The 15,620-nt window shown below is 71.5% G+C and carries 11 protein-coding genes and 1 pseudogene; 10 read left to right on the top strand and 2 right to left on the bottom strand.

Annotation, left to right across the window (positions count from 1 at the left end):
• Positions 1-7: 7 nt before the first annotated feature.
• Together WJ35_RS03830 and WJ35_RS03825 are read right to left on the bottom strand one after the other, a co-directional pair.
• The gene (locus WJ35_RS03830) at positions 8-1,252 is read right to left on the bottom strand and encodes a M23 family metallopeptidase (RefSeq protein ID WP_060238791.1); all 1,245 of its coding nucleotides are present in this window, start codon (positions 1,250-1,252) and stop codon (positions 8-10) included.
• A 324-nt stretch (positions 1,253-1,576) separates the two neighbouring features.
• On the bottom strand, positions 1,577-2,224 hold the full coding sequence (locus tag WJ35_RS03825; protein ID WP_059481666.1) for a TetR family transcriptional regulator: 648 nt from the start codon (positions 2,222-2,224) through the stop codon (positions 1,577-1,579).
• A 149-nt stretch (positions 2,225-2,373) separates the two neighbouring features.
• On the opposite strand from WJ35_RS03825, the gene WJ35_RS03820 reads away from it, so the two are divergent.
• The 10 genes and pseudogenes from WJ35_RS03820 to WJ35_RS03775 all read left to right on the top strand — a co-directional run bounded on the left by WJ35_RS03820 (position 2,374) and on the right by WJ35_RS03775 (position 15,202).
• Positions 2,374-3,588, top strand: coding sequence for a MexX/AxyX family multidrug efflux RND transporter periplasmic adaptor subunit (locus tag WJ35_RS03820; protein ID WP_069238767.1), 1,215 nt, complete (start codon positions 2,374-2,376; stop codon positions 3,586-3,588).
• A gap of 15 nt (positions 3,589-3,603) precedes the next feature.
• Positions 3,604-6,741, top strand: a complete 3,138-nt coding sequence (locus WJ35_RS03815) for a multidrug efflux RND transporter permease subunit (protein ID WP_069238766.1) — start codon at positions 3,604-3,606, stop codon at positions 6,739-6,741.
• Positions 6,741-8,213, top strand: coding sequence for an efflux transporter outer membrane subunit (locus WJ35_RS03810; protein ID WP_069238765.1), 1,473 nt, complete (start codon positions 6,741-6,743; stop codon positions 8,211-8,213). The genes WJ35_RS03815 and WJ35_RS03810 overlap by 1 nt, the downstream gene beginning before the upstream one ends.
• Before the next feature lie 162 nt (positions 8,214-8,375).
• Positions 8,376-9,041, top strand: coding sequence for an RNA polymerase factor sigma-70 (locus tag WJ35_RS03805; protein ID WP_069238764.1), 666 nt, complete (start codon positions 8,376-8,378; stop codon positions 9,039-9,041).
• A 94-nt stretch (positions 9,042-9,135) separates the two neighbouring features.
• Positions 9,136-9,378: an MbtH family protein gene (locus WJ35_RS03800; protein WP_010092426.1), complete on the top strand. Its 243-nt coding sequence runs from the start codon at positions 9,136-9,138 to the stop codon at positions 9,376-9,378.
• Between the two features lie 34 nt (positions 9,379-9,412).
• Positions 9,413-10,420 carry a TauD/TfdA family dioxygenase gene (locus tag WJ35_RS03795; RefSeq protein ID WP_060238757.1) on the top strand — a complete coding sequence of 336 codons (1,008 nt, stop codon included), beginning with the start codon at positions 9,413-9,415 and terminating at the stop codon, positions 10,418-10,420.
• Entirely contained in the window at positions 10,420-11,268 is an 849-nt protein-coding gene (locus tag WJ35_RS03790; protein WP_060238756.1) for an ABC transporter ATP-binding protein, read from the top strand. The genes WJ35_RS03795 and WJ35_RS03790 overlap by 1 nt, the downstream gene beginning before the upstream one ends.
• On the top strand, positions 11,265-13,361 hold the full coding sequence (gene fhuB, locus WJ35_RS03785; RefSeq protein ID WP_060238753.1) for a Fe(3+)-hydroxamate ABC transporter permease FhuB: 2,097 nt from the start codon (positions 11,265-11,267) through the stop codon (positions 13,359-13,361). The genes WJ35_RS03790 and fhuB overlap by 4 nt, the downstream gene beginning before the upstream one ends.
• Positions 13,358-14,167, top strand: coding sequence for a siderophore-iron reductase FhuF (gene fhuF / locus WJ35_RS03780; RefSeq protein WP_069238763.1), 810 nt, complete (start codon positions 13,358-13,360; stop codon positions 14,165-14,167). The genes fhuB and fhuF overlap by 4 nt, the downstream gene beginning before the upstream one ends.
• Positions 14,167-15,202, top strand: a pseudogene (locus tag WJ35_RS03775) (ABC transporter substrate-binding protein). The gene fhuF and the pseudogene WJ35_RS03775 overlap by 1 nt, the downstream one beginning before the upstream one ends.
• The last annotated feature ends 418 nt before the right edge of the window (positions 15,203-15,620 follow it).

Raw genomic sequence — 15,620 nt, 5'->3', positions numbered from 1 at the left:
GTGCGCGTCAGGACGCGGTGTAGTGCGTGTTGAAGACCGCGCGCAGCGTCGATTTGTCGCTGGCGAAGTCGGCCCACAGCGGGCCGTCGGTCTGCGCGAACGCAAACGGCGCGGTGTTGATCGACGCGAGGCGGAAGCGCCATTCCGCGGCTTCCTGGCGGAACGCGGTGCGCTGCATGTCGGACAGGCCCGTTTGCGCCTCGGCAAGCGTGACGAGCGGGTCGACCGGCTGGTCGGCGACCCGCACCTCGAAGTGCAGGTGCGGGCCCGTCGCCGCGCCGGTCATGCCGACCGACCCGATGCGCTCGCCCTGCCTGACCCGCTCGCCGACCTTCAGCCCGTGCGCGAACGCGGACAGGTGCGCGTAGTAGGTCGAATAGCCGTCCGCGTGATCGACGATCACGTAGCGGCCGTAGCCGCCCGGATCGGTGCCGACGAACGACACGGTGCCGTCGGCCGCCGCGTCGACGCGCGTGCCGGACGGCGCGGCGAGATCGACGCCGGTGTGGAACGCCATCGCCTGCGACAGCGGATGGACGCGCTCGCCGAAGAACGAGCTGATGCGGGTCCACTTGACGGGCATCGTGAACGCGGCGGCTTCGAGCGGCGCGCCGTCGAGCGTGTAGTACGCGCCCTTGTCGGCGCCCGGCGGCTTGAACCACAGCGCGCCGAACGTGCGGCCCGCGACGCGCAGCTCGAGCGCGGTGACGCGGGGCGCGCCCTGGGTTGTGTCGAACGCGAGGCGGTAGTAGTCGCCGCGATGCGCGCTTTCGCGCATCGGCACCTTGCCGCTGACGATGTCGCCGAGCTGGATCCGCACTTCCGGCGGCAGGTCGAGACGGTTCAGCGTATCGGACAGCGTCAGCTCGATGTCGCCGGCGCGCAGCCCGTGCTCGGGCTCGGGCGGCGCGAGCGTGAACAGGTTCGCATAGCCGAGCATGTCGTTGCGGTGTGCGCTGAGCGGCGCGAACAGGCCCGGCTGCGCGTTGCGCTCGCCGATCGCCTGGACGAGCTCGTTCGTGATGAAATGCTGCGCGGTGGGAAACGGGGTGTCCGACAGCACGCGTTGCGGCATCGCGGCCGCGCCGGTGTCGACGGCGCCCGGCAATTGCGAGACGGCCGGCACCGTGACGGCGAGACCGAGCGTGGCGAGGGCGCCGAGCACGGCGGCCGGCAGCATCGCGCGCACGAGCTGCCACGCGCGCGCGGGACGCGGCGCGGAAGAATCAGGAATTGCGGCAGACTTGACCAAGGGTGTCCACATCCAGGAAAACGGTTCGAGGAAAGGGTGTGGGCTGGGGCCGCCGAAAGGACGGGTGGCGGGCGTGCAACAAAACAGGCCCCGTCAGGGGCCCGTGTCGTTTCCGTCCGACCCAACAGCGCGGGAGGCAACCCGCTTCGAACGGCGGCGCGATTGCCGGGTCAGGACCCGGTTATCACGAAGACGCTAAAAATAGATGACAGCGCCAGTCTACCGATGTTCCGCAAAATGCAGAAAATTTTAAACGGGGTCGGAAATGTTGTTTCGCAGAGCGGGAAATTGGGATGACTTCGGTGTTTTTTGCGTATCCGGACCTCATTCCGGCAATTTTTGCGCGCGGCGCCGGAGCGCGGCGGACGTGCGCACCGCATCGAAGCCGGCGTCGAGGATCGCCTCGGCGTCGTTCCACAGATTGCCGCGCAGGCGGTTGGTCCAGATCATCGACGCGAACACGCCTTCGAGCAGCGACACGAGGTAGACGGCCGCGAGATGCACGTCGAGCTCGGCCGCGACTTCGCCGCCCGCGGCCGCGCGGCGCAGCAGCGCCTTCGTGATCCGCAGCATCTGCAGCTCGAGCAGCAGGCGGCGGCGCAGCAGCGCGCCGTTCTCGTCGCATTGTTCGCACTTCGTATACAGGATCACGAGCACGCGCTGCATCGAGCCCGGCTCGCCGCATTGCTCGAGATAGTGCGACGCGGCGCGCCGCAGCGTGTCGAGCGCGGGTTGCCCGTCGCCGGCCTCGAAGCCCTCGGACGTGCGCGCGAACGCGCGGTCGCACATCGCCAGGCACACCTCCATCTTGTTCTTGTAGTGCCCGTAGACGGCGCCCCGGGACATGCCGGCGGCCTCCGCGAGGTCCGCCATCGCCGTTTGGGCAACGCCTTTCTCGAGCAGCACGAGTTCGGCGGCATCGAGGATCCGGTGCTTGATGGCGAGAGATTCTTCCCGGGTCTTGCGGGCCATGGCGTGAATTTCCTTACAGTTCGCTGTCGTTTTATTGAGACAGTAGGCCAATCGTTCGACAACGTGCATATTTAATCAGACATGACTGATTATAATCAGCCACCCTGAGCCGCCGCATTTTACTGGCGGCGCACGATCCGAGGTCACAGATGAACAACACGGGTTTCGGCACGCGGCGCGGCGCGCTCGCGATGCTCGCGCTTGCGGCCATGCTGGTCGCGGGCGGATGTGGCAAGGGCGGGCCGGATACCGCGCCGCCGGCCGTGCGAAGCGCGACCGTCGTGACGGTGCGCCCGACCGCGGTGCCGATGACGGTCGAATTGCCCGGGCGGCTCGACGCGTATCGGCAGGCGGAGGTGCGCGCGCGGGTCGCGGGCATCGTCACCGCGCGCACCTACGAGGAAGGGCAGGAGGTGAAGCAGGGCGCGGTGCTGTTCCGCATCGATCCCGCGCCGCTGAAGGCCGCGCGCGACGCGGCGCAGGGCACGCTCGCGAAGGCGCAGGCCGCGTCGCTCGCGGCGACCGACAAGCGCCGCCGCTACGACGATCTCGTGCGCGACCGCGCGGTCAGCGAGCGCGACCACACCGAGGCGGTTGCCGCCGACGCGCAGGCAAAGGCCGAGGTCGCGTCGGCGAAGGCCGAACTCGCGCGCGCGCAGCTCCAGCTCGACTACGCGACCGTCACCGCGCCGATCGCGGGCCGCGCGCGGCGTGCGCTCGTCACCGAGGGCGCGCTGGTCGGCCAGAACGAGGCGACGCCGCTCACGACCGTCGAGCAGCTCGATCCGATCTACGTGAACTTCTCGCAGCCGGCCGCGGACGTCGACGCGCTGCGCCGCGCGGTGACGAGCGGCCGCGCGACGGGGATCGCGCAGCAGGACATCGCCGTGACGCTGCTGCGCCCGGACGGCACCGCGTATCCGCTGAAGGGCAAGCTGCTGTTCCGCGATCTCGCGGTCGATCCGACCACCGACACCGTCGCGATGCGCGCGCTGTTCCCGAATCCGGACCGCGAGCTGCTGCCCGGCGCCTACGTGAAGATCGCGCTCGACAACGCGGTGGACCGCCAGGCGATCCTCGTGCCGCGCGATGCGCTGCTGCGCACGGCCGACCGCGCATCGGTGCGGGTGGTCGGCGCCGACGGCAAGGTCAAGGACGTCGAGGTCGCGGCCGACCAGATGAGCGGCCGCGACTGGCGCATCACGCGCGGCCTGAAGGGCGGCGAGCGCGTGATCGTCGACAACGCCGCGCAATTCTCGCCCGATACCGCGGTGCAGCCCGTCGAGCGGGCAGGGCCGGCCAAGGCGGGGCAACGGCAACCCGCGGCCGCCTCCGCTCCCGGCGCAACCGCCCGCCAAACCTGACCGGCTCGAATCAACATGGCACGTTTCTTCATCGATCGCCCCGTGTTCGCGTGGGTGATCGCCATCTTCATCATGCTGGGCGGCGTGTTCGCGATCCGCGCGCTGCCCGTCGCGCAGTACCCGGACATCGCGCCGCCCGTCGTCAGCATCTACGCGACCTATCCGGGTGCGTCCGCGCAGGTCGTCGAGGAATCCGTCACCGCGCTGATCGAGCGCGAAATGAACGGTGCGCCCGGGCTGTTGTATACGTCCGCGACGAGCAGCGTCGGCACGGCGTCGCTGTACCTGACGTTCAAGCAGGGCGTGAATGCCGATCTCGCCGCGGTCGAGGTGCAGAACCGCCTGAAGACGGTCGAGGCGCGGCTGCCCGAGCCCGTGCGGCGCGACGGCATCCAGGTCGAGAAGGCCGCCGACAACATCCAGCTCGTCGTGTCGCTGACGTCCGAGGACGGCCGGATGAACGCGGTGCAGCTCGGCGAATACGCGTCGGCGAACATCGTGCAGGCGCTGCGGCGCGTCGAGGGCGTCGGCAGGGTGCAGTTCTGGGGCTCGGAATACGCGATGCGGATCTGGCCGGACCCGGTCAAGATGGCCGGCGACGGGCTCACCGCGTCGGACATCGCGTCGGCCGTGCGCGCGCACAACGCGCGCGTGACGGTGGGCGACATCGGCCGCAGCGCAGTGCCGGACAGCGCGCCGATCGCGGCGACCGTGTTCGCCGACGCGCCGCTGAAGACGCCCGCCGATTTCGGCGCGATCGCGCTGCGCGCGCGGCCGGACGGCTCGGCGCTGTTCCTGCGCGACGTGGCGCGCATCGAGTTCGGCGGCAACGACTACAACTACCCGTCCTACGTGAACGGCAAGGTCGCGACCGGCATGGGCATCAAGCTCGCGCCGGGCTCGAACGCGGTTGCCACCGAGCAGCGCGTGCGCGCGACGATGGACGAGCTGTCGAAGTTCTTCCCGCCGGGCGTCAAGTACCAGATCCCGTACGAGACGTCGTCGTTCGTGCGCGTGTCGATGAACAAGGTCGTCACGACGCTGATCGAGGCGGGCGTGCTGGTGTTCCTCGTGATGTTCCTGTTCATGCAGAACCTGCGCGCGACGCTGATCCCGACGCTCGTCGTGCCGGTCGCGCTCGCGGGCACGTTCGGCGTGATGTTCGCGGCGGGCTTCTCGATCAACGTGCTGACGATGTTCGGGATGGTGCTCGCGATCGGCATCCTCGTCGACGACGCGATCGTCGTCGTCGAGAACGTCGAGCGGCTGATGGTCGAGGAAGGGCTCGCGCCGTACGAGGCGACCGCCAAGGCGATGACGCAGATCAGCGGCGCGATCGTCGGCATCACCGTGGTGCTGACGTCGGTGTTCGTGCCGATGGCGTTCTTCGGCGGCGCGGTCGGCAACATCTACCGGCAGTTCGCGCTGTCGCTCGCGGTGTCGATCGGCTTCTCGGCGTTCCTCGCGCTGTCGCTGACGCCCGCGCTGTGCGCGACGCTGCTCAAGCCGGTCGCCGACGGCCATCACGAGAAGGGCGGCTTCTTCGGCTGGTTCAACCGGTTCGTCGCGCGGGCGACGCAGCGCTATGCGCTGCGCGTCGGCGGCATGCTGAAGAAGCCGGTGCGCTGGCTCGTCGTGTACGGCGCGCTGACCGCGGCTGCGGGGCTGATGCTCACGCAACTGCCGACCGCGTTCCTGCCGGACGAGGACCAGGGCAACTTCATGGTGATGGTGATCCGGCCGCAGGGCACGCCGCTCGCGGAAACGATGCAGAGCGTGCGCGAGGTCGAGACCTACGTGCGCACGCAGGAGCCGGCCGCGTATACGTTCGCGCTCGGCGGCTTCAACCTGTACGGCGAAGGACCGAACGGCGGGATGATCTTCGTGACGCTGAAGAACTGGAAGGAGCGCCAGCGCGCGCACGACCAGGTGCAGGCGATCGTCGCGCGCATCAACGCGCGCTTCGCGGCGACGCCGAACACGACGGTGTTCGCGATGAACGCGCCGGCGCTGCCGGATCTCGGCTCGTCGAGCGGCTTCGACTTCCGGCTGCAGAACCGCGGCGGGCTCGACTACGCGGGGTTCGCCGCCGCGCGCGAGCGGCTGCTCGCCGAAGGCGGCAAGCAGCCGGCGCTCACCGACCTGATGTTCGCGGGCACCCAGGACGCGCCGCAGCTCAGGCTCGACATCGATCGCGCGAAGGCGTCCGCGCTCGGCGTGTCGATGGAAGAGATCAACACGACGCTCGCGGTGATGTTCGGCTCCGACTACATCGGCGACTTCATGCACGGCACGCAGGTGCGGCGCGTGATCGTGCAGGCAGACGGCCGGCACCGGCTCGATCCGGACGACGTGAAGAAGCTGCGCGTGCGCAATGCGCGCGGCGAGATGGTGCCGCTCGCCGCGTTCGCGACGCTGCACTGGACGCTCGGCCCGCCGCAGCTCACGCGCTACAACGGCTTCCCGTCGTTCACGATCAACGGCTCGGCCGCGCACGGCCACAGCAGCGGCGAGGCGATGGCGGCGATCGAGCGGATCGCGGGCGAGCTGCCGGCCGGCATCGGCTACGCGTGGTCGGGGCAGTCGTTCGAGGAGCGGCTGTCGGGCGCGCAGGCGCCGATGCTGTTCGCGCTGTCGGTGCTCGTCGTGTTCCTTGCGCTCGCGGCGCTGTACGAGAGCTGGTCGATTCCGTTCGCGGTGATGCTGGTCGTGCCGCTCGGCGTGATCGGCGCGGTGCTCGGCGTGACGTTGCGGATGATGCCGAACGACATCTATTTCAAGGTGGGGCTGATCGCGACGATCGGGCTGTCCGCGAAGAACGCGATCCTGATCGTCGAGGTCGCGAAGGATCTCGTCGCGCAGGGAATGTCGCTCGTCGACGCGGCGCTCGAGGCCGCGCGGCTGCGGCTGCGGCCGATCGTGATGACGTCGCTCGCGTTCGGCGTCGGCGTGCTGCCGCTCGCGTTCGCGTCGGGCGCGGCGTCCGGCGCGCAGATGGCGATCGGCACCGGCGTGCTCGGCGGCGTGGTCTCGGCGACCGTGCTCGCGGTGTTCCTCGTCCCGCTGTTTTTCGTGATCGTCGGCCGGCTGTTCAACGTCGGCGCGCGCCGCCGCGGCGCGTCGCAGCCGACGACGATGGAGGGTTCGCATTGATGGTCGCGCTCAATCGCCGCATGGCGGGCCGCGTTCCGCTCGCGCTGGCCGCCGCGCTCGCGCTCGCGGGCTGCTCGCTCGCGCCGCGCTACGAGCGCCCGGCGGCGCCGGTGCCGGGCAGCTATGCAGCGCCGGACGGCGGGCAGGACGGGGAGGGTGGCGCGCCCGCTGCATCGGCATCGGCATCGGTCGATGCCGCGCTGCTCGACGACTGGCGCGCGTATTTCACCGATCCGGCGCTGCAGGCGTGGATCGATGCGGCGCTCGCGAACAACCGCGACCTGCGGGTCGCGGCGGGCCGCGTCGAGGAAGCGCGCGCGCTGTACGGCGTGCAGCGCGCGGACCGCCTGCCGTCGCTCGACGCGAACCTCGGCTACGAGCGCACGCGCGTGTACGACCCGGTCGTGCGCCAGAGCGCGGTGAGCGGGCTGTATCGCGCGGGCGTCGGCATCAGTGCCTACGAGCTCGACCTGTTCGGCCGCGTGAAGAGCCTGTCGGACGCGGCGCTCGCCGAGTACTTCGCGACCGCCGAAGCGCAGCGCACGGTGCGGATCGGCGTGATTGCCGAAGTCGCGAACGCGTATGTGGCGGAGCGCTCGCTGCACGAGCAGCTCGCGCTGGCGCAGCGCACGCTCGACGCGCGCGAGCGGATCGCGTCGCTGACCCAGCGCCGCTATGCGGCGGGCACGAGCGACGCGATCGAACTGCGCTCCGCCGAGATGCTGGTGGCGGCCGCGCGCGCGGCGCAGGCCGCGCTGCAGCGCGAGCATGCGCAGGCGGTGCGCGCGCTGCAGCTGCTCGCGGGCGATTTCGCGCGCGTGGCGCCCGGCGACGGGCTGACGCTCGACACGCTCGCGATCGCGCCCGTCGCGCCGGGCGCGCCGAGCGCGCTGCTCGAACGGCGGCCGGACATCCGGCAGGCCGAGGCGCGCCTGAAGGCCGCGAACGCGCAGATCGGCGCGGCGCGCGCGGCGTTCTTCCCGCGCATCACGCTGACGACCGACATCGGCTCGGTCAGCGACGCGTTCTCGGGCCTGTTCGCGAGCGGCACCGGCGTGTGGGCGTTCGCGCCGCGACTCACGCTGCCGATCTTCGCGGGCGGGCGCAATCGCGCGAACCTCGACGTCGCGACGGCGCGCAAGCACATCGCGGTCGCCGAATACGAGAAGAGCGTGCAGGTCGCGTTCCGCGAAGTGGCGGACGCGTTCGCCGCGCGCGACTGGATCGACGCGCAGCTCGCCGCGCAGCAGGCAGTTTACGAAGCGGACGGCGCGCGGCTGAAGCTCGCCGAGCGCCGCTACGGCAGCGGCGTCGCGACCTATCTCGAACTGCTCGACGCGCAGCGCAGCACGTTCGAATCCGGGCAGGAGCTGATCCGGCTGAAGCAGCTCAGGCTCGGCAACGCGATCACGCTGTATCGCGCGCTCGGCGGCGGCTGGACGCCCGCCGAAGGCGCCCACGCCGCCGCGTGATCCGCCCGCCGGCCGGCGGCACGACGCAGCACCGGCCGGCCCCCGTCGCACTTTGATCAGACAAATCCCGACAAAATCGAAGGGCTTTCCGTTAATCGTATTGAGAATGATTTGCGTTTGCGTTAAATTTTGCGGCATCTCAAAATTGGACGGAGCGAATCGATGGCAATGGCGGAAGTGCTCGAACGGCCGGCGGCGGCAACGGCGAATGCGTTCCTCGGCAGTTGTCCCGATCTTGCACCGCGCGCGGCCGTGCCTGCGGGCCGCGGCGCGCCGCACGCGCAGGGCGCGCTGCTCGACGTGCTGATCGCCCACCGCGCGATGCTCGTCAACGTCGCGCGCAGCTTCGTCGGCTGCGCGAGCCGGGCCGAGGACGTCGTGCACGACGTGTTCGTGAAGCTCGTCGATTTCCCGAACCAGGATGCGGTGCGCCAGCCGGTCGCGTACGTGACGCGGATGGTGCGCAACGCGTCGATCGACGCGTGCCGCCGCCAGAACCTCGAGAGCCTCTACCACGCGGACGAGGACGACGGCTTCGACGTGCCGTCGCCGGAGCCGACGCCCGAAGCGGCGCTGATGACGCGCGACACGCTGCGGCGCGTGTCGGCCGCGCTCGACGACCTGCCGGCGCGCAGCCGCGCGGCGTTTGAGATGGTGCGGCTGCGCGACGAGACGCTGCAGAGCGCGGCGCGCGCGCTGAACGTGTCGCAGACGCTCGTGCATTTCATGGTCCGCGACGCCGAGCGCCACTGCGCCGAATGCCTCGATGCGTGCCATCGCGGCGTCGCGTGCCCCGTGTTCTGCGGCGGCCGCGCGCGGCGCCGGTAAAAAAGCGCGCCGCCCGATCGTCTATCCGACAGGGGCGGCCGAACCGCTCCGCTTCCTTCAACCGCCTTCAGCGATTTCCGACCGAGTTTCGACCATGACGCAAGCCACGACGCCTTCCGCCGACACCGACGACCTCGTCTACACGGTCGTCATCAACGACGAAGAACAGTATTCGATCTGGCCGACGTTCCGTGCCGTGCCGGCCGGCTGGCGCGAAGTGGGCGTGCGCGGCCCGAAGGCCGACTGTCTCGCGCACATCGAGACCGTCTGGACCGACATGCGGCCCGCGAGCCTGCGCCGCGCGATGGACGGCGAAACCGCGCGGCGCGCGTCGTGAGCGGCGCCGAGGGCCCATCTGAAGAGGACCTTGCATGACCCTGCTTGCCTTGCCGACGCTCGACGACCTGCGGATCGAGCCGGGGCTGCCCACCGTCGTGTCCCCGAAGGGCGGGGACGGGATGTCGATCGACGCGCTCGCGCCGCTCGCGCGCGCGATCGCCGCCGACACGCTCGAGCGAGCGGGCGGCGTGCTGTTCACCGGTTTCCACGTGCCGTCGATCGATGCGTTCCAGCAGTTCGCGGCCGCGTTCGGCGATCCGCTGATCGGCTATGAATACGCGTCGACGCCGCGCAGCCAGGTCGAAGGCGCGGTGTATACGTCGACCGAATACCCGCCGCACCGCGCGATCCCGCTGCACAACGAGCAGTCGTACACGCGCGAATGGCCGATGCGGATCTGGTTCCACTGCGCGCTCGCGGCGCCGAAGGGCGGCGCAACGCCGATCGCCGACAGCCGCGCGGTGTATCGCGCGCTCGACCCGGCGCTCGTCGCGCGCTTCGCGCAGCGCGAGCTGCTGTACGTGCGCAATTTCGGGCAAGGGCTCGACCTGCCGTGGCAGCAGGCGTTCGGCACCGACGACGCGCGCGAGGTCGAGCGGATGTGCGCGGCGCGCGGCATCGACTGCGCGTGGCGCACCGACGACGACGGCGAGCTGCTGCTGCACACCCGCGAGCGCTGCCAGGCGGTCGCGCGGCATCCGCGCACGGGCGAGCCGGTCTGGTTCAACCAGGCGAACCTGTTCCATCTGTCCGCGCTCGACGAGGACATGCAGGAAGCGCTCGTCGACGCGGTCGGGGTCGACAACGTGCCGCGCAACGTCTACTACGGCGACGGCGCGCCGCTCGAAGCCGACGCGCTCGTCGAGATTCGCGCGGTGCTCGACCGGCAGCGGATCGTGTTCCCGTGGCAGACCGGCGACGTGCTGATGCTCGACAACATGCTGACCGCGCACGCGCGCGACCCGTTCGAAGGGCCGCGCAAGGTCGTCGTCGCGATGGCGCAGAGCTACACGGTCCCGCGCGGCCGAACGGAGGACTGATGACGCGTCGTACCGCCGCGCTTGCCGCGCGGGGGCTGACGGTGGGCTATCGCGACCATGTCGTGATCGACGGTCTGGACCTGTCGATCACGGCCGGTCGCGTGACCGCGCTGTGCGGCCCGAACGGCTGCGGAAAAAGCACGCTGCTGCGCACGCTCGCGGGCCTGCAGCCGGCGCTGGCCGGCCACGTCGACGTCAACGGCAAGCCGCTCGCGTCGTTCAAGCGGCGCGCGCTCGCGCGCGAGCTGACGATGCTCGCGCAGTTCAACCAGATTCCGTCCGGCCTGACCGTGCGCGAGCTCGTCGCGTACGGGCGCTATGCATACGGCGGCTTCCTGCGCGGCTTGTCGCGCGCCGATCACGTCGCGATCGACGAAGCGCTCGAAACGAGCGGGCTCGCCGGCGACGCGGGCCGCGACGTCGGCGCGCTGTCCGGCGGCGAGCGGCAGCGCGCGTGGATCGCGATGGCGCTCGCGCAGCAGGCGCCGATCGTGCTGCTCGACGAGCCGACCACCTATCTCGACATCCATCACCAGCTCGACATCCTCGACGCGCTGCGCGCGCTGAACCGCGCGCGCGGGCTGACGATCGTGTGGGTGCTGCACGACCTGAACCAGGCCGCCGCGTACAGCGACGAGATCGTGCTGATGCGCGCGGGCCGCGTCGTCGCGCAGGGCAACCCCGACGCGATGCTCGACCCGGCGCGCCTGCGCGCGGCGTTCGGCGTCGAGATGCTGAAGCTCGCGCATCCGCAGACGGGCGCGCCGATGTGCGTGCCGGCGTACGGGCCGTCCGTCGCTGACGCAGCGCCGCCGGCCGCCGTGTTCGACCGGGATCTCGCCACATGACGACATTCGCGATGCGCAGACGCCGCGCGGCAACCGTCGGCGGCAACGTGGCGCAGCGAAGCCGCGCCGGCGCGCTGGCGATCGGCATGCTGCTGCTGATCGCGTGCGTCGCCGCGCTGCGCGCCGCGCCCGACCTGCGCGCGTGGTGGGGCGCCGCCCCCGGTAGCGACGCGGACGCGCTCGCGCGCGTGGTCCTGTTCGACCTGAACCTGCCGCGCGTCGCGGCCGCGCTCGTCGCGGGCGGCTGCCTCGGCATCGCCGGCGCGCTGTTCCAGTCGGCGACGCGCAATCCGCTCGCGTCGCCCGACCTGCTCGGCGTGACGGGCGGCGCGCAGCTCGGCCTGCTCGCGGCGATGCTCGTGCCGGCGCTCGCGGGCGTCGCGTCGGTGCCGCTGCTGTTCGTCTGCGGGCTGGCCGCCGCCGCGTGCGCGATGCTCGCGGCGGGCGGCTGGCGCGCGACGCCGCTGCGGCTCGTGCTCGCGGGCAGCGTCTGCATGCTGCTGTTCGCCGCGCTGTCGACGCTGCTGCTCGCATTCTTCGAGCAGAACATCGCGGGCGCCGCGCTGTGGGCGAACGGCAGCCTCTATCAACCGGGCGCAACCGGGCTGAAGCTCGCGGCGAGCTGGCTCGTGCTGCCGCTCGCCGCGCTGCCGTTCGTGATCAGGCCGCTCGATCCGCTCGCGCTCGGCGACGACGCGGCGGCCGCGGCCGGCGTGCGCGTCGATGCGGCGCGGATCGCCGCGACGGTCGTCGCGGTCGCGTTCACGAGCGTCGCGGTCAGCATCGCGGGGCCGCTGTCGTACGTCGGCCTCGTCGCGCCGAACCTGCTGCGCCAGATCCGCGGCGCGCGCGCCGCGCGGCTCGCCGCGCTGGTGCCGCTGTCCGCGCTGGCGGGCGGCGCGCTCGTGCTCGTAACCGACAGCGCGGTGCTCGCGTCGGGCCTCGACGCGACGCTGTCGACCGGCGTCGCGATCTCGCTCGTCGGCACACCGCTGATGCTCGCGCTGATCCGCCGCGGCGCAGCGTGGTCCGGCGTGCTGCATGCGGGACCCGAGCGCGCGGCGTCCGGGCGCGCGACGCGCGTGGTCGGCTGGCTCGACGGGCTGCGCTGGCCATCGCGCACGGCGCTGTTCGCGCTGGCGGGCGCGCTCGTGCTGCTCGCGGGCACGTCGGCCGGCCCCGAATGGCTGACGCCCGCGCGCTGGCAGGCGGCGCTGTCGGGCGCCGACCCGCTCGCGCGGATGCTGATCGACCTGCGCCTGCCGCGGCTCCTGTGCGCGATGCTGGCCGGCGCGCTGCTCGCCGCGAGCGGCGTCGCGATGCAGAGCGTCGTGCGCAATCCGCTGGCGGGCCCGGAAGTGCTCGGCGTCACGCAGGGCGCGGCGCTCGTCACGCTGTTCGCGCTCACGCGCTGGCCGCTCGCGGGCGGCGGCGTGCTCGCCGGCGCGGCGCTGGCGGGCGGCGGGATCTCGCTGGCGATCACGCTGGCCCTCAACCACCGTCATCGCTACGCGCCGCTTGCGGTCGCGCTCACCGGGATCGTGATCGGCACGCTGTGGACGACGCTCGCGCAATGGCTGATCACGCAGGAAAGCGTGCAGCCCGCGCGCTTCGTCGTGTGGCTGATCGGCGGCACCTACGGACGCAGCTGGGGCGAAGTCGCGATGCTGCTGCCGTGGTGCGTGCTCGCGGTGCCGGTGTTCGCGTGGCTCGCGCAGCCGCTCGACATGCTCGCGCTCGGCGACGACCAGGCGGCCGCGCTCGGCCTGCCGATCGCCGCGCTGCGGCCGCTCGCGCTCGTGATCTCGACGCTTGCCGCGTGCGCGGCGGTCGCGGCGGTCGGGCCGGTCGGCTTCATCGGGCTGATGGCGCCGCACGTCGCGACGATGCTCGGCGCGCGGCGGCATCGCACGCGCCTGTGGCTCGCGGCCGCGTGCGGCGCGCTGATCCTCGGGCTCGCGGACGTCGCGGCCCGCACCGCCGTCGCGCCGCGCGAAGTGCCGGCCGGCGTGCTGACCGCGCTGATCGGCGCGCCGTACCTGCTCGGCCTGCTGATCGTCGAGGCGCGCCGCGCGCGGCGCGTGGGGCGATGACGGCGGCGCCCGGCTGCACCGCCGACACCGGCGCCACGCGGTTTTCCGCGTTCGCGCCCGAAGCGCTCGGCGCGCATCTCGACGTCGTGTGGCTCGGCCGCCCGCACGAGACGCACGCACCGGGCCGGATCGTCGTGCCGGTCGAGGCGCTGGCCGATCATCGCGACGCGCTGCTCGACGCGATGGTCCGCCACTACGGCGGCGATCCGGCCGTGCATGCGCGCGCGCTGCTGTCGCAATGGAGCAAGTACTACTTCGGCCGCGCGGCGCCCGCGGGCGTCGTCGCCGCGCTGCTGCTCGGCCGGCCGCTCGACATGGCGCCCGAACGCACGTTCGTCGTGCTCGACGACGGGATGCCCGCAGGGCTGGTCTTCGCGCACGACGCGCTCGGCGAACCCTGCGACGATCCGGCGCCGCGCTACGCGGGGCTCGTCGCGCATCTCGGCGCGGTGATCGACCTGCTGGCCGAGATGGGCCGCGTCACGCCGCGCGTGCTGTGGAGCAACGCCGGCAATCTGCTCGATCATCTGTTCGGCATGTACCGGACGCTGCCGTGCGTCGCCGATCCCGTGCGCGATGCGTGCTGGCTGTTCGGCGGGTCGTGCGTCGACGGCGAATCGAACCCGCTGCGCACGCCGGTGCGCGACGCCGTGCCGCGCTCGCCGCTGCTGCCGACGCCGTTCCGCGCGCGCCGCGTGTGCTGCCTGCGCTACGAAATCCCTGGAGAAACGCAACTGTGTGGAAGCTGCCCCTTGCTACTGACGATGGACGACGCGGCGCTGGCCGGGCAGGACTCGAGCCGCTGATGCACGCCGGCCGCCGCCGTTCGCTCGGGATGCTGGCCGCGCTCGCCGCCGCGTGCGCGGCGCCGCGCGATGCGCTCGCGAGCGATGCACGCGCGGCCGGGCGTGGCGCGGGTATGGCTACGGCCACGGCCTTGCAGGCCGGCCGCTCGCTGGCCGGCAATCCGGTCGTCTCGCAGGCCAGCGCGACGATGCCGGCGCGGGCGCAACGCGTCGTCGCGCTCGAATTCATGTTCGCGGAAAGGCTCGCGGCGCTCGACATCACGCCGGCCGGGATGGTCGACACCGCGTTCTATCCGGGCTGGCTCGGCTACGACAATGCGCGCTTCGCGCACGTGACGGACGTCGGTTCGCGGCAGGAGCCGGGGCTCGAGGCGATCGCGGCGGTCAAGCCCGACCTGATCATCGGCGTCGGTTTTCGGCATGCACCGATTTTCGCGGCGCTCGACCGGATCGCGCCGACGATCCTGTTCCAGTTCAGCCCGAACGTGAACGAAGGCGGCGTGCCCGTGACCCAGCTCGACTGGACCCGGCAGATCTTCCGCACGATCGGCGCGGTGACGGGGCGCAGCGCGCGTGCGCAGGCGGTCGAAGCGCAGCTCGACGCCGGCCTCGCGCGCAACGCGAAACGGCTCGCGGCGGCAGGCAGGCAGCGAACGCGTCGCGCTGCTGCAGGATCTCGGGCTGCCCGACCGCTACTGGGCGTATACGGGCAACAGCACGGCGGCCGGCCTCGCGCGCGCGCTCGGCCTCGATCTGTGGCCGAAGAAGCCGACCCGCGAGGGCACGCTCTACGTGACGTCGGCGGACCTGCTGACGCAGCGCGACCTGGCGGTGCTGTTCGTGACCGCGACCGGGATGGACGTGCCGCTCGACGCGAAACTCGATTCGCCGGTCTGGCAATACGTGCCTGCGCGCAAGCCAAACCGGATCGCGCTGATCGAGCGCAATATCTGGGGCTTCGGCGGCCCGATGTCGGCGCTGAAGCTGGCGGACGTGATGACCGATACGCTGCTGAAACTGCCGGCCGTGCGCTGACGCGTGCGGCGGGAATTCACGTCGGACAGCGGGGTAGCGCGGTTGAGAAGGGCATGGTGCGCGAGGGTTCGTTGCGCGTTCGTCGCGAGCGCGATCACGTGAGTGGGTCGGTAATCGGGCCACACGTTTCGCGTGTCGGGGACGGGCGGGGTGCTGGCGCGCGGCACCGGCGGGCTGCCCGCGATGCACGCTACCACCTTGCGCGCGCCCGAAAGACTTTTCCATGGCGGGCGCGCTCGCAATAGCGGGGCGAACCCGCGCTGGTTCGATTGCCGAGCGACACAGCGCCGTCCGTCATGCACGGCATAGCCTGCGGCAACTTCCCCGTGCCACGCATGCGCCCAACAGCGAATCGAACCCAACGCCAGTACACAGCAAGCGCGACGCACATCCGGCCACCAGCAGCCGGCCGCCGCGC

Source organism: Burkholderia ubonensis (genome assembly GCF_001718695.1).
Classification (GTDB): domain Bacteria; phylum Pseudomonadota; class Gammaproteobacteria; order Burkholderiales; family Burkholderiaceae; genus Burkholderia; species Burkholderia ubonensis_B.
Note: the sequence above shows the minus strand (reverse complement) of the source record. Positions and strands in the feature narration are given on the sequence as shown.

Bases quoted from the DNA above. Each gene is read 5' to 3' on its own strand.
- WJ35_RS03820 (WP_069238767.1), top strand. From the start codon at position 2,374: ATGAACAACACGGGTTTCGGCACGCGGCGCGGCGCGCTCGCGATGCTC.
- WJ35_RS03805 (WP_069238764.1), top strand. From the start codon at position 8,376: ATGGCAATGGCGGAAGTGCTCGAACGGCCGGCGGCGGCAACGGCGAAT.
- WJ35_RS03825 (WP_059481666.1), bottom strand. From the start codon at position 2,224: ATGGCCCGCAAGACCCGGGAAGAATCTCTCGCCATCAAGCACCGGATC.
- WJ35_RS03815 (WP_069238766.1), top strand. From the start codon at position 3,604: ATGGCACGTTTCTTCATCGATCGCCCCGTGTTCGCGTGGGTGATCGCC.
- WJ35_RS03790 (WP_060238756.1), top strand. From the start codon at position 10,420: ATGACGCGTCGTACCGCCGCGCTTGCCGCGCGGGGGCTGACGGTGGGC.
- WJ35_RS03795 (WP_060238757.1), top strand. From the start codon at position 9,413: ATGACCCTGCTTGCCTTGCCGACGCTCGACGACCTGCGGATCGAGCCG.
- WJ35_RS03810 (WP_069238765.1), top strand. From the start codon at position 6,741: ATGGTCGCGCTCAATCGCCGCATGGCGGGCCGCGTTCCGCTCGCGCTG.
- fhuB (WP_060238753.1), top strand. From the start codon at position 11,265: ATGACGACATTCGCGATGCGCAGACGCCGCGCGGCAACCGTCGGCGGC.
- WJ35_RS03800 (WP_010092426.1), top strand. From the start codon at position 9,136: ATGACGCAAGCCACGACGCCTTCCGCCGACACCGACGACCTCGTCTAC.
- fhuF (WP_069238763.1), top strand. From the start codon at position 13,358: ATGACGGCGGCGCCCGGCTGCACCGCCGACACCGGCGCCACGCGGTTT.